The sequence below is a fragment of the Nocardiopsis sp. NPDC055551 genome (genome assembly GCF_053619415.1).
In genome coordinates this window covers 1-2,931 of sequence record NZ_JBSHJJ010000026.1, presented here as the reverse complement: position 1 = coordinate 2,931, position 2,931 = coordinate 1, and the positions used below count along the sequence as shown (strand labels likewise).

The 2,931-nt window shown below is 68.6% G+C and carries 2 protein-coding genes; both read right to left on the bottom strand.

Going from position 1 to position 2,931, the window contains the following annotated elements; translation table 11 throughout:
• Positions 1-1,016 (bottom strand): beta-ketoacyl synthase N-terminal-like domain-containing protein (locus ACWGSK_RS27525; RefSeq protein WP_452457182.1); only part of this gene is annotated, 1,016 nt, incomplete at its 3' end.
• The coding region (locus ACWGSK_RS27520) for an SDR family NAD(P)-dependent oxidoreductase (RefSeq protein ID WP_452457181.1) at positions 1,009-2,931 on the bottom strand (1,923 nt) is incomplete at its 5' end. The genes ACWGSK_RS27520 and ACWGSK_RS27525, both read right to left, overlap by 8 nt.

The following is a 2,931-nucleotide window of genomic DNA, read 5'->3' as shown; positions in this document are numbered from 1 at the left end:
GCCTCGACCATGTCCACGTCATCCGCCGAAAGACCCGCGTCACGCAGAGCCGCCCGCACCACACGCTGCTGCGAGGGACCGTTCGGAGCGGTCAACCCACTGGACGCGCCATCCTGGTTGACCGCGCTGCCACGCACCAGACCCAGCACACGATGCCCCCGCTCACGCGCACGAGACAGCGGTTCGACCACGAGAGTGCCCACACCCTCACCCCAGCCGGTGCCGTCGGCCTCGGTGGAGAACGCCTTGCAACGCCCATCGCGCGCGAGCCCGCCCTGGCGGCTGAAGTCGGTGAAGGCGACCGGTGTCGACATCACCATCGATCCCGACACCAGCGCCATCGAGCACTCGCCCTCGCGCAACGCCTGCGTGGCCAGGTGCAGCGCGACCAACGACGACGAACACGCCGTGTCCACGGTGATCGCCGGCCCCTCGAAACCGAAGACGTAGGACACCCGACCGGAGGCGATACTCCCCGACCCACCGGCGCCGGTATAGCCCTCCAGGTCCTCGGGGATGTCCAGTTCCCGTCTGGTGTAGTCCTGGTACATCACCCCCGCGAAGACCCCGGTGTCGCTCCCACGCATCTCATGCGCGTTCAACCCGGCGTCCTCCAGCGCCTCCCAGGAGGTCTCCAGCAGCAACCGCTGCTGAGGGTCCATGGCCATGGCCTCCCGGGGGGAGATACCGAAGAACCCGGGTTCGAACTCGTACGCGGTGTCGATGAACCCGCCCTCGCGGCAATAGGAGCTGCCGGGGGTCGCTCCCTCGGGGTCGTAGAGGGACTCGACGTCCCACCCACGGTCCTCCGGGAAGGGGGCGATGGCGTCTCGCCCCTCGTCCACCAGATCCCACAGTTCTGCGGGTGTGGTGACCCCGCCGGGGAAGCGACAGGCCATACCGACGATGGCCATGGGTTCGTTCCGCTCCTCCCGCTCCTTCTTGAGCTGTTCGCGAGTGCGGTGGAGGTCGGCCGCGACCTTCTTGAGGTAGCTACGAAGTTTCTCTTCACTCATCTTCGGCACCGAGTTCCTGGTCGATAAAGGCGAACATCTCGTCATCACTCGCGGACTCGATCCGAGAGACCACGCCCGACTCCTCGTCGCCCTGGGGCTCCACGTCGAGAACGGCTCGCAACCGGGTCCGCAATCGCTCTCGTGCGGACTCGTCCTCGGCGATCTCCCGGATCTGGCGTTCCAGGGAGTCGAGACGGTCACGCAGGGCCGCGTCAGGATCCGGCATGAGTTCCTCGTACAGGTGGTCCGCGATCCCCAGAACGGTGGGGTAGTCGAAGAGCAGGGTCACGGGGAGTCGAAGCCCGGTCGCCTTCCCCAGGCGATTACGGAGCTCGACCGCCGTGAGCGAGTCGAACCCGATGTCGAGGAGCCCTCGATCCGGGTCGACCGCATCGGCACCGGAATAGCCCAGCACCGTCGCCGCGGTCTGCCCGACCAGGCCCCGCAACAGTTCCCGACGCTGCTCGTCCGCCATCGCCGCCAGTCGCTCCGGCAGAGAGGCCGTACCCGAACCGGGTTCCTCGTCAGCGGCGGTCGCGACCGGAAGCGCCCTACTCGAACGTGGGACGAGGTCGCGGAGGATCGGCAGAAGGAAGCCGTCCGATTCGGCGTCCCGTAGCTGACGGGAGGCGAACTTGGCCGCCGCCACGAACGCCGCACCCGAGGCCAGAGACGAGTCGAAGAGCTCCAGGGCCTCATCGGTCCGCAGAACCTCGATACCGGACCGCGAGACCCTCTTGCGGTCCGCGTCACTCAGCTTGGCGGTCATCTCACTGTCCTCGCCCCAGACACCCCAGGCCACCGAGGTCGCCGGAGCACCCTCGCTCCGCAGTCGCGAGGCCAACGCGTCCAACGCGGAGTTGGCCGCCGAGTAGGCTCCCTGCCCGGCCCCGCCGAGGGTCCCCGACACCGAGGAGAAGAGCACGAAGGCCGACGGCTTGAGGTCCTTGACCTGGTGCCACAGGGTCACCGCGCCATCGAGCTTGGGTGCGAGGACGTGCGCGATCCGATCGGGGTCGAGCCCGGAGACGACACCGTCGTCCAGCAGGCCCGCCGCGTGGACCACCGCCTTGAGCGGGAGTTCCGCGGGAACCCCTTCGAGTGCCGCCGCCACCGAGTGGGCGTCCGTCACGTCGCAGGAGACGACGCGTACCTCCACTCCCTGGGCCCCGAGCTCGTCGGCGAGCTCGGCCATGCCGGGGGCTTCGGCACCCCTTCGTCCCGCGAGGACCAGTCCGCGTACGCCATGTCGTTCGACCAGGTGTCGCGCGACCAGGCCGCCCAGTGTCCCCGTGGCCCCGGTGACCAGGACCGTGCCGTCGAGCGCCGGTGTCTCGGACGAGTCGCTCTCGACCGACCGCGTGATTCTGCGGGCCCGCGGTTCTCCCTCCCACATCAGGAGTTCGGTCTCCCGGTCCAACAGGTCGAGGGCGGGAGACATCGTGGTCGGATCGTCGGTGAAGACCAATCCGAAACGGCCCGGGTGTTCGTTCTGGGCCGCACGGACCAGACCTCTCACGGCCGCGGTGACGATGTCGTCATCGACCGCTTCGATGGTCGGGACCGTGACGGCGAAGACGAGTCGGGAGTCGGCGTACCTCTCGTCCGCGATCCAGGTCCGAAGGAGTTCGAGTGCGCTCGCGGTGGCGGCCCTGGCAGCGGCCGGGGCCTCCGTGAGATCGCCCTCCCAGGTCCGGAGGGGGACCACCACCGTCGATGGGATCGGGTCGGACAACGCACCCAGTGCGTCCGCTCCGGCTCCGGGGTCCAAGCGCACGGTCGCGCCGTCCGGGCCGTCGGAGGTTTCGGTCGTGGTCGGTTCGGTCGGTGTCCAGGACAAGCCGTACAACGGCCCACCACCCGACACCAACCCACCAGCCGGCCGCAACACCAACTCATCAACCGACAACACCAC